Consider the following 17,134-nt stretch of genomic DNA (forward strand, 5'->3'; position numbering starts at 1 on the left):
TAGATGAAGCCATTGGCATATCGGATGCGTCCGACAAAAATAGAGGATATTATCGGCCAGCAGCATCTGGTGGCTGAAGATAAAATTATTGGCAGAATGGTCCAGGCAAAACATTTGTCATCCATGATTTTGTACGGGCCGCCCGGAATTGGAAAAACATCAATCGCAACAGCAATCGCCGGTTCAACAAGTATTGCTTTTCGAAAGCTGAATGCTGTCATTAACAATAAAAAAGATATGGAAATCGTAGCTCAGGAAGCCAAGATGTCCGGCCAAGTGATTTTGATTCTGGATGAAGTCCACAGGCTGGATAAAGGAAAACAGGATTTTCTATTACCCTATTTAGAAAACGGAATGATCATTTTGATCGGAGCAACGACGGCTAACCCGTATCATGCCATTAATCCGGCGATCAGAAGCCGGACCCAGATTTTTGAGCTTGAACCGTTAACACCTGATCTGATTAAACAGGCACTGGAACGTGCGCTCCATGATGAGCATCGGGGCCTTGGCACCTATTCTGTATCCATTGATGATCAGGCGATGGAGCATTTTGCCCACGGATGCGGAGGAGATGTCCGCTCCGCTTTAAATGCGCTTGAGCTTGCCGTGTTGTCAACGAAGGAGTCAGCAGACGGTGAAATTCACATTACATTAGAAACCGCGGAAGAATGCTTGCAGAAAAAAAGCTTTTCTCACGATAAAGATGGTGACGCGCATTATGATGTACTGTCCGCTTTTCAAAAATCGATCCGCGGCTCTGATGCCAACGCTGCTCTTCACTATTTGGCTAGATTAATTGAAGCCGGTGATCTGGAGAGCATCGCAAGACGATTGCTTGTTATCGCCTATGAAGATATCGGTTTAGCAAGCCCGCAAGCCGGCCCTAGAGTGCTGAACGCTATTCAGACCGCTGAGCGAGTCGGGTTTCCTGAAGCGCGAATCCCGCTGGCCAACGCAGTTATTGAGCTTTGCCTCTCACCGAAATCAAACTCTGCCATTCTGGCAATCGATGAGGCCCTGGCAGATATCAGAGCCGGAAAAATTGGGGATGTCCCGAAGCATTTAAAAGACGCGCATTATAAAGGAGCTCAGGAATTAGGAAGAGGAATCGACTATAAATACCCGCACAATTACGACAACGGTTGGGTCGAACAACAATACCTCCCTGATCCTCTGAAAAATAAGCAATACTATAAGCCGAAACAGACTGGAAAGTTCGAATCTGCCTTAAAGCAGGTGTACGATAAATTAATGAAAAGAAAATAAAACAAAAAAACAGCCTTGATCATCAAGGCTGTTTTTATGCATTATTTATCCTTCACACGTTTGATTTCAATGTCTTTCAAAAGATCCATGACAACATGTCCGCCCATAATCAAACCTGCAACTGACGGCACAAAAGCATTAGAGGAAGGCGGCATTTTTGCTTTACGTATTTTCGCTTCGTCATTCCCCACTTCTTTTCTGACATCTTCCCGAATGACAATCGGGCTTTCATCAGAGAAAATCACTTGAACGCCTTTTTTGATACCCTCCTTGCGTAATTTCGTACGGATGACCTTCGCAATTGGATCAGTGTGCGTTTTTGAGATATCAGCGATTTGGAAGCGTGTCGGATCCGTTTTATTTGCAGCACCCATGCTGGAGATGAGCGGAATATCCCGTTTTAGACATTCTTTCATTAAATGAATTTTATAACAAATGGTGTCTGACGCATCAATGACATAGTCAAGATCATAGTCAAAAAACTGCTCATACGTTTCCTCCGTATAGAACATTTTTAACGCGATCACTTCACACTCCGGGTTAATGTCTGCGATCCGCGCCTTCATTAAATCAACTTTCGGCTGTCCGACAGTTGAAAGCAGCGCGTGAAGCTGACGGTTTACATTTGTAATGTCGACATCATCTTTGTCGACAAGCAGAATGCGGCCGACGCCTGACCGCGCGAGAGCTTCCGCCGCGAACGACCCGACTCCCCCGACTCCAAGCACAGCAACTGTGCTGTTTTTCAGCGTTTCAAGGCCTTCTTTTCCGATAGCTAATTCATTGCGTGAAAACTGGTGTAACAAGAACCTCACTCCACATTCGTATTCTGGTTTCATCTATAAAATGGCTGATCCATGAGCAGCCGTTTTTTCTGCGCACAAAAAATAAAGTCCCAATAGTGCCGTTGCAGCTTTCCTTTGTTTTGAACCCGCTCTCAGCAGGTGGGTGCCCTCTTTTAAATCTTGTAAGTCCTCTTTACCGAATGAAAAGAGGCATGTACGCCATTTAAAAATGCGGGCTCCCAAATCAAAAAAATGTTCGGTCAAAACTAGGTGTACAACTAACACATCAGGACTTTATTTAACTTGTCAAAATCATATCACAGACGATTTTGATTTTCAAGAATCGAACTGCACATTCAGTTCTTAACTTTTTTCTTGATAGAAAGATGAAGCTCGTCAAGCTGGGCGTCGCTTACTTCGCCTGGCGCTTCTGTCATCAGGCAGCTTGCGCTTGCCGTTTTCGGGAATGCAATCGTATCTCTCAGGTTCGTACGTCCAGCGAGAAGCATAACGAGACGGTCTAAGCCGAGTGCGATTCCGCCGTGCGGAGGAGCGCCGTATTCAAATGCTTCCAGCAGGAATCCGAACTGTTCAGCCGCTTCTTCTGGTGAGAAGCCGAGAAGCGCAAACATTTTTTCCTGAATATCCTTTTCGAAAATACGGATTGAACCGCCGCCAAGCTCATAGCCATTTAAGACGAGGTCATAGGCTTGTGCTTTCATGTCTTCAGGCGCTGTTTCAATCAGCTCAAGGTCTTCGCGGACAGGCATTGTGAACGGATGGTGCGCTGCGTAAAAACGGCCTTCTTCCGGATCATGCTCTAATAGCGGCCAGTCGATGACCCATAAGAAATTGAACAATTTTTCGTCAATCAGCCCGCGCTCTTTCCCAAGCTTTAAGCGCAGGGCGCCGAGTGATGCGGCCACAACTTCGAATTGATCCGCTCCGAACAGCAGCAAATCACCTTCAGCAGCATCAAGTGCTTCAATCAGCTTAGACTGCTTTTCTTCATCAAAGAATTTAGCGATCGGGCCTTTCACTCCGTCTGCCTCAACCTTCACCCAGGCAAGCCCTTTTGCCCCGTAGTTTGCAGCAAAAGAGCCAAGAGCGTCGATGTCTTTTCTGGAGTAATCGCCGGCACCGCCTTTTACGTTGATGGCTTTAACCACGCCGCCGTTTGCTACAGCTGATGAGAACACTTTAAATTCCGTATCCTTTACAATGTCAGACACATCCGTCAAAAGCATGTCAAAACGCGTATCCGGTTTATCAGAACCGTACTTGTTCATTGCTTCGTCATACGTCATTCGAGGAAGAGGAAGCTTAAGTTCCTCACCTTTTGTTTCACGCATAACCTTTGCCATCATCTCCTCAGCCAATGACATAATGTCTTCCTGGCTCATAAAGGACATTTCAATATCAATTTGCGTAAACTCAGGCTGGCGGTCCGCACGCAAGTCTTCATCGCGGAAACAGCGGGCAATTTGATAATATCGTTCAATGCCTGATACCATCAGAAGCTGTTTAAATAGCTGCGGGGACTGCGGCAGCGCGTAGAACTCACCTTCGTGCACACGGCTCGGCACCAGGTAGTCACGTGCGCCTTCAGGCGTGCTTCCTGTTAAAATCGGCGTTTCAATATCAAGAAACCCATTTTCATCTAAAAAGCTGCGAACAGCTTTCGTCACGTTATGGCGCAGCTGCATCGTCTGGAACATAGCCGGTCTGCGCAAATCTAAGTAACGGTGTTTTAAACGAACGTCCTCTGACACTTCTTCAGCTTGATCAGAAATCGCAAATGGAGGTGTCTTTGCAGCATTTAATACGTTCACTCCATCAGCATGTATTTCGATCGCGCCTGTTTTCAAATTCGGATTAACTGTTCCCTCTTCACGCGCCACCACTTTTCCTTGAATATCAAGCACGTATTCATTTCTGATGCCTTCCGCAACAGCAAGCGCTTCTTTTGACACATCAGGGTTAAAAACGACTTGAACAATGCCCGTACGGTCACGCAAGTCAATAAAAATCAATCCGCCGAGGTCTCGTCTTTTTTGGACCCATCCTTTCAGCGTTACAGATTCGCCAATTGCTTTTTCAGTTATATCACCGCAATAATATGTTCTTCCAAACAATGCGTTTCACTCCTTATCCCTTTTGGTTTGCCTTCATCACATGTATAAATTCATCAAGTGCCACTTCAATCTGTTCGCCAGTCTGTGCATCCTTTACATTGATTTTGTTTTGGGCAAGCTCATCTTCACCCAAAATCGCAATAAATCTGGCATTTAAGCGATCAGCTGTTTTAAACTGGCCTTTCATTTTCTTATTTTCATAATCGATTTCACTGGAAATGCCTGCTTCTCTCAGTTTGTACACCAATGAAACAGAATAATCCTTTGCTTTTTCGCCGAGTGTGACGATATAGCAGTCGATTCCCTTATCAACAGGCAACTCTCTTTTTTCAGCATCAATTGCGGCAAGCAAGCGTTCGATGCTCATCGCAAATCCGATGCCCGGTGCTTCTGGTCCGCCGATCTGTTCGACAAGCCCGTCGTAGCGCCCGCCGCCGGCAAGTGTCGTAATCGCGCCAAAGCCCTCCGCATTGCTCATAATTTCAAATGCGGTGTGGTTGTAATAATCCAGCCCTCTCACAAGGTTCGGATCGATTTCATACGAAATGCCAAGATCATTTAAGTATTGTTTCACTTTGTCAAAATAAGCGGCTGATTCTTCATTTAAATATGTCAAAATCGAAGGTGCCGATTTCATCAGCTCATGATCTCGGTCTTTTTTGCAGTCCAAAATTCTAAGCGGGTTCGTGTGCAGCCGGGACTGGCAGTCTGAACAAAATTCTTCGATGCGAGGCTCGAAATGTTTCACAAGCGCTTCTCTGTAGCTTTTGCGGCTATCTTGATCGCCGAGACTGTTTATGACAAGCTTAACGTTTTCTAAACCTGCTTTTTCATAAATACTCATCGCAAGCGCCATTACTTCAGCGTCGATTGCAGGGTCTTTCGAACCAATCGCTTCAATTCCAAACTGATAAAACTGGCGGTAACGGCCCGTCTGAGGACGTTCATAACGGAACATCGGCCCGACATAATAAAGCTTTGTCGGCTGTACAGGATTTGCGAACAGCTTGTTTTCATTAAAAGCGCGAACCGCAGCAGCTGTTCCCTCCGGACGAAGCGTCAGGCTTCTGCCTTTGCGGTCCTCGAAGGTATACATTTCTTTTTGTACGATATCCGTTGATTCCCCGACGCCTCTGGCAAACAGTTCTGTATGCTCAAAAATCGGTGTGCGGATTTCTTTATATTGATAAGTGCGGCAAGTGTCTCTCATAATTTGTTCAACAAACTGCCAGCGATCTGATTCTCCAGGCAGAATATCCTGTGTTCCTCTCGGAATGTTATATCCCATAGGTAGACCTCCTTATGTATTCCTTTTAAAATATCCAATGATCGTTAATGATGAAAATGAAAAAAACTCCCGCCCCTACTATACATGATAGTAGGGACGAGAGTTATACCCGTGGTGCCACCCTAGTTGGAATACGTTCATATTCCCGCTCGATCCTTTAACGCAGGTTCACGTTCACTGCCTAATGGCGTTATTCACGCGTTCAGCAGGAAACCTCCGGAGTGTTGTTTCGAGAAAGACGCAATGGGATCCGCTTTCAGCCTGGGGCGGGTTCCTCTCTAATCATGCAATCTGACCTACTCTTCTCCATTATTGGTTCAAATCTTTCATCATTTGCTATGTACTCAATTTCTATTATAATAATGGGATTGGGGTTCTCTGTCAAGCTTTATTCCGGTTGTTTTTCCTCAGCGCTGCTTCTTTGGACATAAGACCAAATTCAGATGCTGTTTCCGTAAGATAACCAGTCGTATCGGGATCTGCGTGATCGCTGTAATGCAGATTCGCTTCACCGTCGTGAAATGCACGTCCCATTTTTGGATGATATTTCATGATTTGCACACCTTTTTGATTGTATTTACGCTTAGTATAAACAAATCATTTTATTTTTATTTAAAAATCAGAAAGGACTTTACGATATTAAACAAGAATGCTTTTTTAATGATCATCAGAAAGGAGGACACAATGAACAAGAAATACTTTGTCCTTATTGTATGTATTATTTTCACCGCAGCGCTATTCCCGACCTCTTCATCCGTTACAGCTGCTCAAGGAGAAGCGGTCATCGCAACAGATGAAATGAACGTCAGAAGCGGCCCTGGGCTTAGCTACGGCATTACAGCGGAAGTAAAAAAGGGAGAACGCTATCCGATTTTAAAGGAAGATGGAGACTGGGTGCAGATACAGCTTGGTTCCGGAGAAAAGGGCTGGGTAGTCTCCTGGCTTATTACAAAGGAAGACCAGGCCAGCACAAGCTCCTCAGGAAGCAGTGACACTGTGACATCAACAGACCCCGATCTGCGGATGAGAAGCGGCCCGGGCACTTCCTACGAAGTCATCGGCAAATTCCCGCAAGGCAGCCAAGCATCTGTCATTGATAAAGATTCGGGCTGGATCAAGATATCCTATCAAAGTGCCACCGGATGGGTATCATCTGAATATGTCACATCAGGAGGCAGCAGTTCAGCGTCTGATGAGAGTGACCAAACCGAGGATTCTGGTGCGTCAACGACGGGCACAGTCGGTGTTTCTTCGCTAAATGTAAGAGCCTCCGCCTCACATGACGCGGCAATTATAACAAAACTTGATCGCGGAACGAAACTGACGGTTCTCAACGAGAAAAATGGCTGGGCTCACATTGAGGTGAATGGGCTAAAAGGCTGGGTTGCAAGCCATTACATTTTGACTAGTTCTGTTCCAGCTGATGATTCAGCAAATGCCGGCAGTTCATCCTCCGCTAAAAAAGCCTATATCATGTACGGAGGAACGAATCTAAGAAGTGATGCGTCAACATCAGCTTCGATCGTTGAGCGTGCTGCCAAAGGAGATTCATACACCATTACCGGTTCAAAGGGAAGCTGGTATGAAATAAAGCTTGATAACGGGCAAACTGCTTATGTAGCCAATTGGGTGGTCCAAACGTCTAAAAGCGCAGAAGAAGCAGGTGAACCGCCAGTCTCTGATTCCCCGTCTGGAAACGGCTCTCTAAACAATAAAACGATTATTGTTGACCCGGGACATGGAGGAAAAGACAGCGGAACGATCGGATATTCGGGGAAATTCGAGAAAAACCTGACGATCAAAACGGCAAAACTGCTCGCCAGCAAACTTAGATCGGCTGGAGCGGATGTATATGTGACACGCCAGGATGATACCTTTGTCAGCCTGCAGTCACGGGTCTCTACGTCTCACTACCGCAACGCTGACGCCTTTATCAGTATTCATTATGACAGCTATGCGGATACCTCTACTAGAGGCAGTACAGCATATTACTACAGTCCTGCCAAAGATCAGGAACTCGCATCAGATGTCCACTCAGAAGTGGTGAAGCGTTCTTCCATTCCAGACCGCGGCGTATTATTCGGAGATTATTATGTGCTCCGGGAAAACAGACAGCCCGCAATGCTGTATGAGCTGGGATATGTAAGCCATCCGCAGGAAGAAGCCATTGTACATAGCAATTCATACCAAGAAAAAGTAACAGATGGGATCGAAAGCGGATTAGAGAAATACTTCCAATAAAAAAAGCTGCCTTTTGGCAGCTTTTTTTATTTTGAATCCATAATGAGCGTGACCGGTCCGGAGTTTGTAAGCTGAACATCCATCATTGCTCCAAACGTTCCGGTCTCCACTTTGATTCCTTTTTCACGAAGCAGGTCATTCCATTTTTCATAAAGACCTAAAGCTTTATCAGGTTTGGCCGCGTTCATGTAGTTCGGCCGGCGCCCTTTTTTCGTATCTCCATAAAGCGTAAACTGTGAGACGGATAAAATCTCTCCTCCTATATCTACAAGAGACAGATTCATTTTCCCTTCACTGTCATCGAAAATACGGAGATTGACAACTTTATCGGCTAAATAAGCTGCATCATCTTCTGTATCATCGTGAGTGATGCCGACCAGCACCATAAGGCCTTGTCCAATTTGGCCGACGACCTCTTCGTCCACTGTAACGCTTGCTTCTGTTACTCGCTGAACAACTAATCTCATTTTCTAACCCCTTTAGTTCATGACGCGGCGCACAGAGTAGATATCTCTAATCTGTTTAATACGCTCGACGACTTTGTGCAAGTGATTGATATTCTGAATAAAAATCGCCATATGAATGGTTGCCACTTTATTGCGATCCGATTTGCCAGAGACAGATGAAATATTTGTTTTCGTTTCATTCACTGCCTGCAGCACCTCGTTCAGCAATCCGCGGCGGTCATACCCAAGAATCTCTATCTCAACATTGTATTCCTTGCGCTTTTGAACCTGTGACTCATGCTCCCACTCTACCGGGATCAGCCGCTCTTGGGCTTCATTCGTTTTGACATTCGGACAGTCTTCGCGATGGACCGAAACCCCTCTGCCTTTTGTGATAAAGCCGACAATATCATCACCTGGCACAGGATTGCAGCATTTTGATAAACGGACAAGGAGGTTGTCGATGCCCTTGACACGAACGCCAGCTTCCCGTTTTCTTCCTTGCGGGTACGGCTTAGGTTCCCCAGTAACTTCCTGAACGATCTTTTCCTGTTCTTCCTGGTCGCGCTGCTTTCTCTCTTTTTCTGTTAGGCGGTTCGCCACCTGCAGAGCCGTAATGCCGTTGTAACCGACCGCCGCGTACATATCCTCTTCATTTGAAAAATTAAATTTGTCAGCAACCTTTTGAATATTCTCCGGCGTTAAAACATCCTTCAATTCAAAATCCAAGTTTTTAATTTCTTTTTCGACCAGCTCACGGCCTTTTTCGACATTTTCTTCACGCCGCTGTTTCTTAAAGAATTGACGGATCTTATGCTTCGCTTGGGATGTTTGGGCAAGCTTTACCCAATCCTGGCTCGGACCGTAGGAATGCTTAGAAGTGAGAATTTCAACGATATCACCTGTCCGAAGCTTATGGTCAAGCGTAACCATTTTTCCGTTTACTTTGGCACCGATTGTTTTATTGCCGATTTCAGAGTGAATCCGGTAAGAAAAGTCAATCGGAACAGAACCGGACGGAAGCTCGATTACATCTCCTTTTGGCGTAAAGACATACACCATGTCAGAGAACAAATCAATTTTGAGCGATTCCATAAATTCTTCTGCATCTGTTGATTCATTTTGAAATTCTAAAATTTCACGGAACCAAGAAAGCTTTTTCTCAAAGGTTGCACCTTCATTGGCTGCTTTCCCTTCTTTATAAGCCCAGTGAGCCGCAACCCCGTATTCCGCTATTTCATGCATTTCAAAGGTGCGGATCTGCACTTCAAGCGGATCGCCTTTAGGCCCAATAACCGTTGTATGAAGCGATTGATACATATTCGGCTTCGGCATTGCGATATAATCTTTGAATCTGCCGGGCATCGGTTTCCAGCATGTGTGAATGATGCCAAGCACCGCGTAGCAATCCTTTATGCTATTCACGAGAATACGGACAGCCAGCAAATCGTAAATTTCATTGAATTGCTTATTTTGCAGCACCATTTTTCGATAAATGCTGTAAATATGTTTCGGGCGTCCCGAGAAGTCAGCCTTGATATTTACTTCTTCGACACGTTTCTTCACTTCATTGACAACCTCATCGACATAAAGCTCACGTTCTGCACGTTTCTTCTTCATGAGGTTGACAATTCTGTAATATTGCTGAGGGTTCAAATAACGGAGCGCCGTATCTTCCAATTCCCACTTAATTTTTGAAATCCCGAGACGATGCGCCAAAGGAGCAAAAATTTCCAGCGTTTCATTGGAGATTCTCCGCTGTTTTTCCTGAGGCAGATGTTTCAGTGTCCGCATATTGTGAAGACGATCCGCCAGCTTGATCAATATGACCCTGATATCTTGAGCCATAGCGACAAACATTTTGCGATGATTTTCCGCCTGCTGTTCCTCTTGAGATTTATATTTAATTTTGCCGAGTTTCGTTACGCCGTCTACAAGCATTGCCACTTCTTCGGAAAATGCTTCTTTCAGGTCATCGAGCGTCACATCTGTATCTTCCACGACATCGTGCAAAAATCCGCCCGCGATTGTGGAAGGGTCCATTTCAAGATCAACGAGAATCCCCGCAACCTGAATCGGATGAATAATATATGGCTCGCCCGATTTGCGGTATTGCTCGCGATGAGCATCTTCAGCGTACAGATATGCTTTTTCGACAAATGCGATATGCTCATCAGATAGATAGCTGCGCGCTTTATCTATAACTTGCTCGGCAGTCAATACTTGTTCGTTCGCCATGGAATCACCTTTTTTAAAATGTAAACTGTATTGTAGTTTATTATCAAGAAAAAAACGAAAGATGTAAAGAGCAGAAGTTCAAATAGCCAAATATTATATAAAATAAATGCAAAACAATAGGAAAAAAGCACCCTGACATGGAGTGCTTTTTCGTTATGCGGTTATCCTTAGTATTTCATCAATGTTAAGATGTCGTAATCTTCGAGCTTATTTCTGCCGTCAAGGTAAGAAAGCTCGATTAAGAAAGCGATACCAGCAACAACGCCGCCAAGTTCTTCAACAAGTTTGATTGTCGCTTCAATTGTGCCGCCTGTCGCAAGCAGGTCATCTGTAATAAGCACACGCTGACCAGGCTTAATCGCATCTTTGTGGATCGTTAATACGTCTTTTCCATATTCCAAGCCATAATCCACTTTGATAACTTCACGAGGCAACTTGCCTTCTTTGCGGACCGGCGCAAAACCTACGCCAAGCGCGTAAGCAACGGGACAGCCGATAATAAAGCCGCGCGCTTCAGGGCCAACGACCAAATCAATTTGCTTTTCTTTCGCATATTCAACAATTTGATCTGTGGCATAGCGGTATACATCGCCTTTATCCATCAGTGTCGTAATATCTTTAAATTGCACGCCCTCTTTCGGGTAATCCGGTACAATTGTTACGTATTGTTTTAAATCCATCTGTTTTATGTCCTCCTCGTACTTTCATAAGCCTCTGAATCTTGTTTCATCAGCTTATTCAGCCATTCCTTCAGCTCTTCAGCAGAAGAATAATTCAGCTTTTGATCCAGTTCCATCAGCTGCTGTTTCGCCTGATATGTTTGTGAGTCTGTTAAGTCGCGTTTCTTTGCTCCGCTCACAACAGACAGCACACCATTCTCTATTTTAACAAAACCGAGATCAAAAAACACCTTTGTCATGAAATTGATTGTTTCAACGGACCAGCCTTTATGTTTTGCAAGCTCTGAACCGTGTTTTTTCACGTCAAAAGCGCCTCTTTTCAGCAAGAACGCATAATACCATTTAAAGTGGTCTCTTGCGGGAAAAGTTGATAAAAAGTGGTCCTCATGATTGAGAAAAATAAAATATATCCGCTCAGGCGCCTTGCCTTCCAGCAAACGTGCGAGCATGTCCAGCGAAGGCGGCGGATCCAGTAATACAATATATGCACCATCAAGGTCAAACGCCTTTGCTTGATCTTCAGAACTGATGACGTGCACTTCTCGGCGAAGGCCTTCAGTTTGAAGTAATGTTGATGAGTCTTCTTTGAAAGAGACAATGGCCCGTTTAGCAGATGGAAGGGCGGAAACTGTGTCTTCCCACGTCCGTTTTCCCCTTAAATCAAACAGCTGCCATTCAGAAACAGCGGCATCCTTTATCATAAGCTGCGGCTTTTTTCGATTGTTCCATTCGTTGATTGACATCTCACCGACAATGGAAATTCTTGAACCCGGTACGATGCCTTCTTCAAGCTCGCCTTTATTAAAACCGACGCAATCAAGCTGGGACGACTCGTTTCTGATCGTCATTTTGACATGAGTTTTATTTGCCCCTATCTTGCGGACATCTTCCAATACTGCGTTTTCTACGAGAACGTGCGGTTTCGGGTTCAGCATGCCAAAAGGAGACAGCATGTTCATTTCTGCGATGCTTTCAACTGTAATGTCTTCGACGCCGCAGACAAGGTCGACTTCCTGTACGGGAATAAAATCCTCTTCCGTAAGCGTATTGTCCGCTATTTCATTCAGCCTGCTTCGCAAATCCGGCACATCTTCGGCTTTCAGCGTCATCCCCGCAGCCATTGGATGGCCGCCGAAATGAGGAAGAATATCTCTGCATTCAGAAAGGCTCTCAAATAAATTAAATCCTCTGATGCTTCGGGCCGAACCTTTAGCGATTCCCTTTTCTTCATCAATGCCAAGAACAATGGCCGGTCGGTAGAAACGGTCCACAAGCTTTGAAGCCACAATCCCGACGACTCCCGGGTTCCATCCGGCTTTGGCCACGACAATTGCAGTTTGATCGAGCCCTTGCTGTTCAACCATTTCAATCGCTTCATCCGTCATTTTGCTGACCATTTTTTGGCGCTCTTTGTTCAGCTGGTCAATTTCTGCGGCAAGCTCTTCCGCTTCAAACGAATCCTCTGACATAAGCAAATGAACAGCGGGATCCGCCTGTTCGATTCTTCCAACGGCATTCAGCCTTGGTGCGAGCTGAAATCCGACAGTTTCTTCGTTCGCTTCTCCGATGTCTCCGCCTGACAGCTTAATCAGCTCTTTTAAGCCGAGCCGATTTGTCCGTCGAAGCCTTTCAAGTCCTAGTGTTGCAATTAATCTGTTTTCGTCATGCAGCGGGACTAGATCGGCAATGGTGCCGATAGCCGCCAGGTCAAGCAGTTCATCAGGAAGTTCACCCAATAAAGCGTGGGCAAGCTTAAACGCGACTCCAACCCCGGCAAGCTCCTTAAACGGGTAAGTGCAGCCAGGCTGCTTCGGGTGGACGATCGCATGGACATCCGGAAGCTCCGGTCCCGGTTCATGATGATCGGTAATGATGACATCTAGTCCGAGTTCCTTTGCCACCTTCGCTTCATGCACAGCGGCAATTCCTGTATCAACCGTAATGATCAAAGAGAAGCCCCGTTCTTTAATCGAACGAAACGCCTGTTCATTAGGTCCATATCCTTCTTTAAAACGGTCAGGTATATAAAAATCAACTTGAGCCGACAGTTTTTGCAGCGTGTGAAGCATCACTGACGTACTTGTAACCCCATCGGCGTCATAATCGCCATATATCATAATCTTTTCTTGTTGTGAAATCGCCTGTTTTATTCGATATGCCGCTTCTTTCATGCCTTTCATTTCAAAAGGATCATAAAAATCGGCATCCTTTGTATGTAAAAACAGCCTAGCGCTTTCTGCCGTATCAAAGCCTCTTTTTACAAGCAGGGACGCAACAAGAGGTGTTATATGCAATTGTTCTGTGAGTGATTTGACCTTATCCTGATCTGGTCGCTGGATTTCCCATCGCATTTTTGACGCTAACATAAATTCACCCCTCAACCACCCTATTATACTAGAGCAGGCTGAGGGGTTTCAAATAATATTCGAAAACTAGTCTTTTTTCTCAATCATGGCTGATGCATCCTGTGTGTCAGTCTGATCAGCAAGATGAGTATCCTCTTGTTTATGTATTGCTGTTCTATTTTCTTTCCGCAAGGTTTTTATTTCCCGCTTCAATTTCATTACCTGAAAAATGCCGACAGAAAATACGATCAGCGCTCCCATTAAAACTGAGCCCAAAATAACAAGAATGAGCGGCCATTCTGATCTTCCAAACAGGTAATCAACTTCTACGGATCGAACATTAATGACTGCGAAAATAGCGACAATTAAGGTGAAAATAAGTGCGAAAATAATGGTCCATTGTTTATTCATTCTCTTTTCCCCCAAACTTCTTATTGAGGTAACTTTCCCCATCAAGACTGGTTTTAAACATGGCTTAACACTAGGTTAAGCTCCCTTTGCTGTTAATTTTTCCCGGATCAGCCTCTTCAGTCCGGTTCCCTCACCGGAAATCACAAGTGTATCGCCTTCGTCAATGACTGTTTCAGAGCTCGGATTCAGTTGTTTATCCTGATTCTTTTTAACAATTGCAATGACCGTTACATGATATTCCTGACCCACATTCAAATCACCAATCGTCTGATGAATGGCAGGCGCTCCCGCCTCTGCTTTACACCACTCTATAATCAAATCATCAAGGGCTGACTCGACCTGTTCTAATGCTTTCGGTTTATATGCCATTCCGCCAAGAATTGCAGACATTTGCCTTGCTTCAGCGTCATCAAACTGCACGGAGGCAACACATTCCTCATGGTCGTTTTCGTCAAAATAGTAAAGCTCTCTCCGTCCGTCATGATGAATGATAATTGAAATTTTATCACGGTTTCTAGTAATCATTTCAACTTTTTGTCCTATGCCCGGCAGCTCTGATTCGCGAACCCTCATATATAAACCCTCCTACATATCTGAAAACCAGCCATAAACACTTTTAACACCATATATATGTTTAAATGTAAGCGTATGTCATTATAGCAAATGTCTATTTTAAGTTCAATGAAACTTCAAAAAACAGGCTGCCCTGCAGAGGACAGCCTGATATTTTTTATTGCGCCGAATCTTTTTTCAGTTCTCTTCCTTTCCATGCAAGCCAAATTTGTGCGGCAATGTATAGAGAAGAATAAACGCCTGTTAACAGCCCGACCAATAAAGCAATTGAGAAGTTAGTAATAGAAGATGCTCCAAAGATCAGCAATGTCACAACAACAATCACAACGGTTAATACAGTGTTAATTGAACGTGTAAAGGTTTGCTGCAGGCTCAGGTTTACAATATGGTTCAGATCGGCAAATGTTTTCGGCTTACGCTTTTTCATATGCTCGCGGACCCTGTCAAATGTAACGATTGTATCGTTAATGGAATACCCGATTATCGTCAAGATGGCCGCGATGAACGTAACATCTACCTCAAGCCTTGTAATACTGAAGAACGTGACGATAAAGAATGCGTCATATAGCAATGAGGCGATGGCAGCAATCGCCATTTTGTATTCGAATCGGATTGAAACGTAAATAATGATGCCAATAGAAGCTATAGCAACTGCGTACAGCGCATTTCTTGCCAGCTCCTTACCGACTGTCGGTGAAACTGTGCTGACATTTGGCTCAGACCCGTATTTGTCTTTAAAATACGTTTTTACTTTTGCTATGGTTTCTTTATCTGGCACCCCGACAAAACGGGCAACACCGATATTGCTCTTTTCGCCTGACAGAACGACAGTATCAGGGTCCATACCAAGAGATTCAAAGTCCTTTTCAACTTGCTCTGTCGTCAGCTTATGGTCGCTTTGTACTTCAATCCGTGCACCGCTTGCAAAGTCAATGCCAAGATTCAGCCTGAACACAAGCAGGATAATAATCCCGGCAACCGTGACCGCACTGGAGAAAATAAAGAAGTATTTGCGTTTGCTCGTGAAATCCCATTTTTGGAATGGCGTATGCGGCTCTGTATTTTCATCCGTATCCTGAATATCCATGATATGTTTCTTATTGACACCAAACCAGCCTTTTTTCCGATCAAGCCATCTGCTTTCCACAAGGAGAGCGAGGAGAAATCTCGATAAGAAAACGGCAGTGATAAAGCTTGTCAAAATCGATAGGATCAGCATTGTCGCAAACCCTTTAACAGAGCTTGTCCCAAAGATAAAGAGCACAACCGCTGCAATAATGGTTGTAATATTCGCGTCAAAAATCGTCGCAAATGACCGTCTGTTTCCTGAACGGAAGGCAGAGCGGACTGACTTTCCTAGCTTGAGCTCTTCTTTAATCCGCTCATAGGTAATAATGTTGGCGTCAACAGCCATCCCGACACCTAAAATGAGAGCGGCAATTCCCGGAAGCGTGAGTACGGCATTCATCCAGTCAAAGATCTGGAGTGTAATGTAGATATAAACAGATAGCGTAATCACCGCGATTAATCCCGGCAGACGGTAATAGAAAAGCATAAATAAGAAAATAATTGCGATACCGACAATACCGGCAAACACCGTATCATGGAGAGCCTGCTGGCCGAATTGTGCGCCTACTGATGTCGAATATTTTTCAGTCAGTTTCACAGGAAGTGCGCCTGCGTTTAAAATACTGGCTAAATCTTTTGCTTCTTGAACCGTAAATTGCCCTTCAATTGTAACGTCAGTTGTGTTTAATTCCTGACTTACATTTGGGGCGGATACATATTTAGGGTGCTCTTTTTGAACCTCTTTTTTAAAGGAGTCCCCTTTTTCGTAATCCATCCAAATAACAAGCTGGTTGTTTGGCGCCATTTTCATGACCTTTTTGGTCACTTCGCCGAATTTATCAGCATCTTTCAGTTTAATGCTGACAATCGGTTCATTTGTTTTGGCGTCATACGTTTGTTTAGCTCCGTTTTCGACGAGGTCAGAGCCATTCAGCAATTCTTTGTCATTCGTATCTCTGAAAGAAAGCTGGGCTTCAGTCGCCAGAATTTCACGCGCTCTGTTTTGGTTTGTCACACCAGCGAGCTGAACGCGAATCCGGTTATTCCCTTCAATTTGGATGTTCGGTTCGCTGACACCGAGAACATTGGCCCGGCGGTTCAATGCCTCTACAGTGCTGACCAGAACGTCTTTTGTGATTTTGTCACCTTTTTTTACAGGCTGTACATCATACAGCACCTCAAATCCGCCTTGCAAATCCAATCCTAACGTAATATTGTTAGCGGCAGGCTTCGTAAAGTAGCCCAAGCCCGTGCCGATCAATAGAACGAAAAGGAAAAACGCAATCAAGCGTCCTTTTTTCATTATGTATATCCTCCCTTAAACCTGTGCGAATCAACCTGCTATCTCAGCAGTTCTTCCAATGCTTCCTGGCCCTCTTCACTGCCCAGCCAATTAGACGTTTTAAATGACTCAACAGTTGCATAGTTCATAAATTCGCCAATTTTCACTGATAAAATATCACTCGCCAGTTCATAAATGTTCAGTTCCGTTTTCTTTTTCCACTTCTTATCTGTTAAGTATGACCACAAACTTTCGAGTTCAACATCATCATACCCGAGAATCTTAAACTCTTCCAGTTTGCTGTAAAGAAACGGCCTGACGTGGTCTTTATATAGATCGGCTGGATGCTTCTCCACGAATTCCACGCTCCTTT

At 44.6% G+C, this 17,134-nt stretch carries 14 protein-coding genes, 1 other RNA gene and 1 other annotated feature; of the genes, 2 read left to right on the forward strand and 13 right to left on the reverse strand.

Annotation, left to right across the window (positions count from 1 at the left end):
* Window positions 1–3 precede the first annotated feature (3 nt).
* A complete protein-coding gene (locus tag MHB62_RS13785; RefSeq protein WP_015714437.1) occupies window positions 4–1,269 on the forward strand; it encodes a replication-associated recombination protein A in 1,266 nt (421 codons plus the stop codon).
* A gap of 41 nt (window positions 1,270–1,310) precedes the next feature.
* On the opposite strand, the gene MHB62_RS13790 is transcribed toward MHB62_RS13785, so the two are convergent.
* From MHB62_RS13790 to MHB62_RS13810, 5 genes are all read right to left on the reverse strand, one after another.
* A complete protein-coding gene (locus tag MHB62_RS13790; protein ID WP_032722252.1) occupies window positions 1,311–2,075 on the reverse strand; it encodes a ThiF family adenylyltransferase in 765 nt (254 codons plus the stop codon).
* An 82-nt stretch (window positions 2,076–2,157) separates the two neighbouring features.
* Window positions 2,158–2,350: non-coding RNA, 6S RNA (gene ssrS, locus MHB62_RS13795), on the reverse strand.
* 60 nt (window positions 2,351–2,410) lie between these two features.
* Window positions 2,411–4,189 carry an aspartate--tRNA ligase gene (gene aspS, locus MHB62_RS13800; RefSeq protein WP_032722253.1) on the reverse strand — a complete coding sequence of 593 codons (1,779 nt, stop codon included), beginning with the start codon at window positions 4,187–4,189 and terminating at the stop codon, window positions 2,411–2,413.
* A 13-nt stretch (window positions 4,190–4,202) separates the two neighbouring features.
* Window positions 4,203–5,477, reverse strand: coding sequence for a histidine--tRNA ligase (gene hisS, locus MHB62_RS13805; RefSeq protein ID WP_032722254.1), 1,275 nt, complete (start codon window positions 5,475–5,477; stop codon window positions 4,203–4,205).
* Between the two features lie 89 nt (window positions 5,478–5,566).
* Window positions 5,567–5,799 (reverse strand) — a binding site (T-box leader).
* 59 nt (window positions 5,800–5,858) lie between these two features.
* On the reverse strand, window positions 5,859–6,029 hold the full coding sequence (locus tag MHB62_RS13810) for a YrzK family protein (RefSeq protein WP_004399157.1): 171 nt from the start codon (window positions 6,027–6,029) through the stop codon (window positions 5,859–5,861).
* Between the two features lie 132 nt (window positions 6,030–6,161).
* Between MHB62_RS13810 and MHB62_RS13815 the strand changes: the two genes are divergently transcribed.
* On the forward strand, window positions 6,162–7,718 hold the full coding sequence (locus tag MHB62_RS13815; protein ID WP_032722255.1) for an SH3 domain-containing protein: 1,557 nt from the start codon (window positions 6,162–6,164) through the stop codon (window positions 7,716–7,718).
* A gap of 26 nt (window positions 7,719–7,744) precedes the next feature.
* Here MHB62_RS13815 and dtd read toward each other — a convergent pair whose 3' ends face one another.
* The 8 genes from dtd to comN form a co-directional block, all read right to left on the reverse strand.
* Window positions 7,745–8,185, reverse strand: coding sequence for a D-aminoacyl-tRNA deacylase (gene dtd, locus MHB62_RS13820; protein WP_004398689.1), 441 nt, complete (start codon window positions 8,183–8,185; stop codon window positions 7,745–7,747).
* Window positions 8,186–8,197: 12 nt separating this feature from the next.
* Window positions 8,198–10,402, reverse strand: coding sequence for a GTP diphosphokinase (gene relA / locus MHB62_RS13825; protein ID WP_003229747.1), 2,205 nt, complete (start codon window positions 10,400–10,402; stop codon window positions 8,198–8,200).
* 167 nt (window positions 10,403–10,569) lie between these two features.
* A complete protein-coding gene (locus tag MHB62_RS13830) occupies window positions 10,570–11,082 on the reverse strand; it encodes an adenine phosphoribosyltransferase (protein ID WP_003229745.1) in 513 nt (170 codons plus the stop codon).
* Window positions 11,083–11,087: 5 nt separating this feature from the next.
* Entirely contained in the window at window positions 11,088–13,448 is a 2,361-nt protein-coding gene (gene recJ, locus MHB62_RS13835; protein ID WP_032722256.1) for a single-stranded-DNA-specific exonuclease RecJ, read from the reverse strand.
* A gap of 66 nt (window positions 13,449–13,514) precedes the next feature.
* A complete protein-coding gene (locus tag MHB62_RS13840) occupies window positions 13,515–13,838 on the reverse strand; it encodes a lipopolysaccharide assembly LapA domain-containing protein (protein ID WP_003229740.1) in 324 nt (107 codons plus the stop codon).
* Between the two features lie 75 nt (window positions 13,839–13,913).
* Window positions 13,914–14,411 carry a cation:proton antiporter regulatory subunit gene (locus MHB62_RS13845; RefSeq protein WP_003229739.1) on the reverse strand — a complete coding sequence of 166 codons (498 nt, stop codon included), beginning with the start codon at window positions 14,409–14,411 and terminating at the stop codon, window positions 13,914–13,916.
* A 157-nt stretch (window positions 14,412–14,568) separates the two neighbouring features.
* Entirely contained in the window at window positions 14,569–16,782 is a 2,214-nt protein-coding gene (gene secDF, locus MHB62_RS13850) for a protein translocase subunit SecDF (protein WP_015714442.1), read from the reverse strand.
* Between the two features lie 38 nt (window positions 16,783–16,820).
* Complete coding sequence (comN, locus tag MHB62_RS13855; RefSeq protein WP_003229735.1) at window positions 16,821–17,117, reverse strand: post-transcriptional regulator ComN; 297 nt, start codon at window positions 17,115–17,117, stop codon at window positions 16,821–16,823.
* Between the last annotated feature and the right edge of the window lie 17 nt (window positions 17,118–17,134).

The sequence above is a fragment of the Bacillus sp. FSL K6-0255 genome, assembly GCF_045040725.1.
Taxonomy (GTDB): domain Bacteria; phylum Bacillota; class Bacilli; order Bacillales; family Bacillaceae; genus Bacillus; species Bacillus subtilis.